A 6,069-nucleotide genomic window follows, 5' to 3' on the forward strand; every position below is an offset into this window, starting at 1 on the left:
CATGTCTGAACAGAGAGGCTTCACCCTGCTGGAACTGCTGGTGGTGGTGGTGATCATCGGCATCCTGGTGGCCTATGTGGCGCCGCGCTATTTCCAGCAGATCGGCAAGTCCGAGCGCACCGCCGCGTTGGGTCAGATCGACGCACTGGGGAAGGCGGTCGATGCCTATTGGCTGGACATGGGGCACTTTCCGACCACCGAGCAAGGGCTGGAGGCGCTGGTGGTCAAGCCTGATGGAGCGACCAAATGGAATGGCCCGTATCTGAAGAAGAACGTGCCGCTTGATCCCTGGGGGCACCCTTATGTGTATCGGGTGCCGGGCGCGCAGGGAGACTACGACCTGGTCGCCTATGGCAAGGATGGCAAGCCCGGTGGCGATGGCGAGGACGCCGACGTGGGGATGGACGCCCGCAAGTGAAGCACCGGGTACTTGTTTCCGCAGCGGGCCGTTCCGAGTGGCTGGACGTCGAGGCCGATTCTGCCGGCATGGCCAGCCTGAAAGCCGCGCGCGCGGGCGGGCGCGTGCTGCGCGTGGAACAGGCAGAGGCGGCGCCCGCACGCACGCGGGTAGCCTGGTCGCGCACGATCTTCCTGCAGGAAACGCTGACCCTGCTGAAGGCCGGCCTGAACATCGTCGAGGCGATGGAGGCGCTAGAGCGCAAGGAAGCCAACCCGGGCTTCCGTCAGGTGCTGGGTCGCGTGCTGCTGTCCCTGCGCGAGGGTGCGTCGTTTTCCGATGCCTTGCTGCGTGAGCCGGCGCTGTTTCCACCGGTGCTGGTGGCCGGTGTGGCCGCCAGCGAGACCACCGGCGGTCTCGCCTCGACCCTGGAGCGCTATCTGGCGTACGACGCACGGATCAACCAGATCAAGCGCAAGGTCACTGCCAGTGCGATCTACCCGCTGCTGTTGATGGTCGTCGGTGGCGGCGTGATTCTGTTCCTGATCGCTTATGTGCTTCCCAAGTTCAGCGCGATCCTCGATGGCACGGGTCGAAATACCGGCCGCATGACACTGCTTCTGATCCACTTCGGTCAGTCAATCCAGCAGCATCCACTCATTTTCATCGCCGTCATGCTCGCTCTGGGCGCCGGGGTGGCGTGGCTGATTTTCAACGACACCGGTCGGCGCCTGGCATTGACCGGCTTGATGCGCATACCCGTGTTGTCAGGCATCTTCGGCACGCTGGGCTTGTCGCGCCTGTACCGCACGCTGGCGCTGCTGCTGGTGAGCGGCATTCCGTTGCCGCAGGCGCTGGAAATGGCGCGGGGCATCGTCAATCCGCTGCAGTCGATGGAGCTGGCCACGGCGATCGTCCGGCTGCGCTCCGGCCAGCCGCTGACCGAATCGCTGGCCGGCTCCAGCCTGATCCCGCCCATCGCCGAAAGCCTGCTGCGCGTGGGCGAACGCAGCGGTGCGCTCGCTGACATGGCCGACAAGCTGGCCGATTTCCTGGACATCGCGCTGGATCGCCGGGTGGACATGTTCTCGCGCCTGTTCGAGCCCCTGCTGATGTCGTTCATCGGCGTGGTGATCGGCGCGATCGTGCTGATGATGTATTCGCCGATCTTCGATCTGGTGGGGAGCGTGGGCCAGTGAACGCACAGATCGCATCCATCGGGGCGACCACGCCGGCACCCGAGCTCTCCGCTGCACAGGTGCGTTCGGCGCGCAGCCGTGCCATGGCCAGCAGCCAGCCATGGCTGCTCCTGCTGCAGGAAGACAGCGGGCTCGATGCGGCGGCTTTCGTCAGCGCATTGGCCACGCTGTCGCGGATTGAGCCGCTGCCTTCGGTCGAGCTGTACGCCGGTGTGCCCGACTTTGCACTGGCGCCTTACGTCGAGTGCGCCCGTCGCGACTGCATCCTGCTTCGCCCCGGGCCGGATCGCCTGCTGCTGGTACTGGCCGATCCGTTCTCCGACGACACTGCGCAATGGGCGCAACTGACCCTGCGCGAACCTTATGAGGCCCGCCTGGCCCATCTGGACGAGATCCGGGCGTTCCTGGCCCAGGCCGAACAGGGTGTGCGTGCGACCGAGACCCGTGTCGAGGGCCTGTCGCATGTCGAGGCACTGGCTGGTGACGACGAATTGCTGTCGCTGGAGAAGATCGAAGGCGATGCCAGTCCGGTGGTACGGGTGGTCAGTTCGATTCTCTATGACGGACTCAAGCAGGAAGCGTCGGATATCCATCTCAAGTCAACGCCGAAAGGCATGAACGTGAAGTTCCGCATCGATGGCGTGCTGGTGCCGGTGTCGGAAGTGGCCGGGGCGGATACGGCGCAGCGCATCATCTCGCGCATCAAGGTGATGTCCGATCTCGACATCGCCGAACGACGCGTGCCGCAGGATGGCCGCTTCAGGGTCACTGCCCGGGGCGGGCAGGTGGATTTTCGCGTGTCGATCATGCCCAGCATCCACGGCGAGGACGCCGTGCTGCGCCTGCTTGATCGCAGCGCGCTGACCGGCAGCCGCGAGCAGATGCTGAAGCTGGCCGATCTGGCGATGGACGCCCAGTCCGTGGGTGCGCTGCGCAAGCTGGTTGCGCAGCCGTACGGCATGGTGCTGGTGACCGGCCCCACCGGTTCGGGCAAGACCACCACGCTTTACGCTGCGATCGACGAGATCAACAGCGGCCAGGAAAACATCATCACGATCGAGGACCCGGTCGAATATCAGCTGCCAGGCGTGCTGCAGATTCCGGTCAACGAGAAGAAGGGCCTTACCTTCGCCCGCGGCCTGCGCTCGATCCTGCGCCACGATCCGGACAAGATCATGGTCGGCGAAATCCGCGACGAGGAAACGGCGCAGATCGCCGTGCAGGCCGCGCTGACCGGACATCTGGTGTTGACCACCGTGCACGCCAACAACGTCTACGACGTGGTGGGGCGTCTGCTGCACATGGGGGTGGACCCCTACAGCCTGGCGTCGGCACTGGTCGGGGTCTGGGCCCAGCGCCTGCTGCGGGTGAACTGCACGGAGTGCTCGCAACCCTACATGCCCGACGCGGAGACGCTGGCCCTGTCCGGCCTGGATGAGGCCGATCTGGCCGGGAAGGATCTGCGCAGCGGCCGCGGCTGTGGCCAGTGCCGCGGCACTGGCTACAAGGGGCGCCGCGCCATCTCGGAATACCTGGTGATGAACGACCAGTTGCGCGAACTCGTGGCGCTGAAGGCGCCGGTGACCGCGATGCGCGCGAGCGCCGCGCAGTCGGGCGGTGGCAGCTTGCGTTCGGCGGCGCTGGATCTGTTCTATCGGGGCGAAACGACCCTGCTGGAAGTCAACCGCGTCACCTTTGCGGAATGATCATGGGCAGGAAGGCACTGGCACTGTACGTATCGGCCAACAGCATGATTGCGGTGGCACGGGCAAGCATGTTGACGCCCCTGGTGGCGACCCACGCCGGGATTTCCAGCATCGACTGGAAGGCGTGGGGTGCCGGCCTGCGCGAGCATTTCGGTGTCGCCACGGTGCAGTTGCTGCTGTCGGCGCGACAGTGTCACTACCAGGTGTTGCCGTGGTTGTCTTCGTGCTACACCGGCGCCACGATCCGTCGTCATGTCGAGGACGCCTTCATGGCGACGGCGGGAGTGGACGCCGACTCGCACCGGATCGAGATCGACTGGCCTGCATACGGCGAAGCGGTCCGGGCGGCGGCCTATCCGCGAGCCGTCGTGGCGTCCCTGCAGGAGGGTCTGGTGGCCTCGGGCCACGTGCTCGCGGGAGTCGACAGCAGTATCGGACCGATCCTCCGGCGTTACGGCAAGGCGGTGGAGGTCGGCCACGCGCTGCTGGCCTACGGCGAGGACGACGGTATCACCGGCATCACGCTCGAACACGGCAAGGTCGTTCAGATCGATACCCTGTCGGGCAGCGGCACCGGTCTGGATGATGTGGGCGTGTGGTCTTCGCGCAAGCAGTTTGCCTTTGCCGACGATGCCCAGCTGCACTGGCTTGCCACCACGCCGCAGCCCGTGAGCTACGCCGGCACGCAGTTGCCGGTGACCGGGTCTGTGCCCGCCAGCGCCGGCCATGCGGTGGTGATGGCATGGCAATGAAGTATCTGCCGCAGTGGCAATGGCGGTTTGTCCGTCGTCCGTCGCCGGTATTGCTGGCGATCCTGATGGCTGGTCTGGGCTGCGCCAGCGGGCTGACGTACGCGAAGTTCCGCCTCGACGCACAACTCGCCCGGCGTACGCAGCAGCTTGCTCGGTTGCAGGAGCTCTCCGCGCTCGCCACGCCGCGTCCGAAGCCGGCGCCAGCCATGCTTTCCACCGCCGCCGCGCGCCAATTGGATCGACAGGTGGCCCTGCTCAACCGCGACTGGGTCCAGCTGTCCACCCTGTTGGCGCCGAAGGACCAGGCGATACGCCTGCTCGGCATGGATGTCGATCCTGCCACCGGGGCGATTCGCATCAGTGGCACGGTCGACAGCGCAACTACCGCGAATGGCTACGCAAAGACGCTGAGCCAGCACGCGGATTCGCTGCGGCAAGTGCGCCTGCTCGGCCTGGAGCGACGTGCCGATGGCACCCGTTTCGAGATAGGTGCGCAATGGATCGACTGATCTTCCGGCGAGTCGTGTGGACCCTGCATCGCGGTCACCTGCGGCATGGTGCGCTGATGTGGATGAACCTCGGGGTGGTCCTGATCGTCGTCATGCTGCTGGCGAATGTGGCGGTATCCGCATGGCATCTGCAAAGCGCCGGGGTCGAACTGGCGGCAGCGCAGCTCCAGGTTGCGCATGGAACGCCCATTTCAGCGGTGGCGACGGCGGATGGACACGATCCGTTGCCCCTGCCTTCGGCGGCACGCCGTTTCGAGATCACCCGCGGAATACTGGAAGAACTGCAGGGCAAGGACTTTGCTCCCGGCCAGATCAGCTTCAAGTTCGAGCGCGTGGCCGACGCCGGCGTGACCCGGCAGATTGCGGTGTTCACGGTGCGCACCCGCTGGGACGAGGTCGCCAGCCTGCTGGCCCGGCTGCAGGCCGTGGACCGCTCGATCTACATCGCCAGGCTGCGGGTGGCGCGGGAAACGGCCGATGACGCGATGGTCGATGCCGATATCCAGCTTGGCGTGGCCTTGCTGGACGATCACCCCGATGTGCCGGTGGCGCCATGAAGCGCTGGTTCCGCCCAGTGGCATACTCGATCATCCTGCTGCTGGCTCTGGCAGTGCTGGGTCGTCCGTCGCCACCGCCAGCCGCGGCGATCGTGTTGCCGACGCATGTCGGCCATCGCGTGAACACCACCACCAGGCCAGCGAGCAAACCCGTCTCCCGTCTGCATGAGCGGAGCGGGCGGGCGTGGGCGACGAACCTGTTCCATGCCGCCACCGAGCAGTCCCTTCCGGACCCGGTGGCACCGGTGGCCGAAGCGTCGACGGCAGCACCCCCGGCCGATCTGAAGATCCTTGGCTGGATGCTGGCGGATGCGACTCCCACGGTGTTCGTCGCCTACGGCAAGGAAAACTACACGTTGACACCCACCCAGTCGGTGCAAGACGTCTACCGCTTCGACAAGCTCGGCGGCGGCCAGGCGGTGTTCACCTATCTGCCCACGGGCGAAACCCGCCAGTACGCGGTCAGCGATCCAGCACTGTCCGAATGATGATGCCGAGAAACCCATGTTGATACTGAATTCCGCCGATGCCCGCTTGCGTCGATACCTGTTGCCGCTGGCGGTCGCGCTGGTTGTCGGGGGGTGTGGCACCACGGCGCAATTCCGCGAGGCGAACCGGTTGTTCGATCGCGGCGAATACGTTCAGGCGGTGCAGAAGTATCGCGCGACGTCGCAGGCCAGGCCGATGAACGTGGAGTATCGCCAGCAATACCTGCTCAAGCAGCAGGAGGCGTTCGAGACGGTCGCCCACCAGGCCGAACGGGCGCGCCTGGCGGGGAACCTCACCGAGGCGGAAACCCTGTTCCGGACGGCATTGCAGATCGAGCCGGATGCCACGCTCGCCAACGAAGGAATCAAGCGCATTTCCGCCACGCGCCGACATGGCGAGCAACTGGTGAAGATCGACGAACTGATCGCTGACGGCAAACTTGATCCGGCCGAGCGGATGG

8 protein-coding genes are annotated in these 6,069 nt (G+C 65.7%); all 8 read left to right on the forward strand.

Annotated elements, in window-relative coordinates:
- The first annotated feature begins 1 nt into the window (after window position 1).
- Entirely contained in the window at window positions 2–418 is a 417-nt protein-coding gene (gspG, locus tag ASD82_RS08775) for a type II secretion system major pseudopilin GspG (protein ID WP_235580672.1), read from the forward strand.
- A gap of 68 nt (window positions 419–486) precedes the next feature.
- Window positions 487–1,596 (forward strand): type II secretion system F family protein, encoded by a 1,110-nt coding sequence (locus ASD82_RS08780; RefSeq protein ID WP_056717450.1) that lies wholly within the window; start codon window positions 487–489, stop codon window positions 1,594–1,596.
- The gene (locus ASD82_RS08785; RefSeq protein WP_082585290.1) at window positions 1,593–3,302 is read left to right on the forward strand and encodes a GspE/PulE family protein; all 1,710 of its coding nucleotides are present in this window, start codon (window positions 1,593–1,595) and stop codon (window positions 3,300–3,302) included. Before ASD82_RS08780 ends, ASD82_RS08785 begins: the two co-directional genes overlap by 4 nt.
- A 2-nt stretch (window positions 3,303–3,304) precedes the next feature.
- On the forward strand, window positions 3,305–4,054 hold the full coding sequence (locus ASD82_RS08790) for a hypothetical protein (RefSeq protein ID WP_157599229.1): 750 nt from the start codon (window positions 3,305–3,307) through the stop codon (window positions 4,052–4,054).
- Window positions 4,045–4,563, forward strand: coding sequence for a hypothetical protein (locus ASD82_RS08795; protein ID WP_157599230.1), 519 nt, complete (start codon window positions 4,045–4,047; stop codon window positions 4,561–4,563). Before ASD82_RS08790 ends, ASD82_RS08795 begins: the two co-directional genes overlap by 10 nt.
- Entirely contained in the window at window positions 4,551–5,120 is a 570-nt protein-coding gene (locus tag ASD82_RS08800) for a hypothetical protein (RefSeq protein ID WP_056717453.1), read from the forward strand. Before ASD82_RS08795 ends, ASD82_RS08800 begins: the two co-directional genes overlap by 13 nt.
- On the forward strand, window positions 5,117–5,608 hold the full coding sequence (locus tag ASD82_RS08805) for a hypothetical protein (protein ID WP_056717454.1): 492 nt from the start codon (window positions 5,117–5,119) through the stop codon (window positions 5,606–5,608). Before ASD82_RS08800 ends, ASD82_RS08805 begins: the two co-directional genes overlap by 4 nt.
- A 16-nt stretch (window positions 5,609–5,624) precedes the next feature.
- On the forward strand, window positions 5,625–6,069 hold a 445-nt coding region (locus ASD82_RS08810; RefSeq protein ID WP_157599231.1), incomplete at its 3' end, for a hypothetical protein.

It is taken from the genome of Rhodanobacter sp. Root179 (assembly GCF_001428465.1).
Taxonomy (GTDB): Bacteria; Pseudomonadota; Gammaproteobacteria; order Xanthomonadales; family Rhodanobacteraceae; genus Rhodanobacter.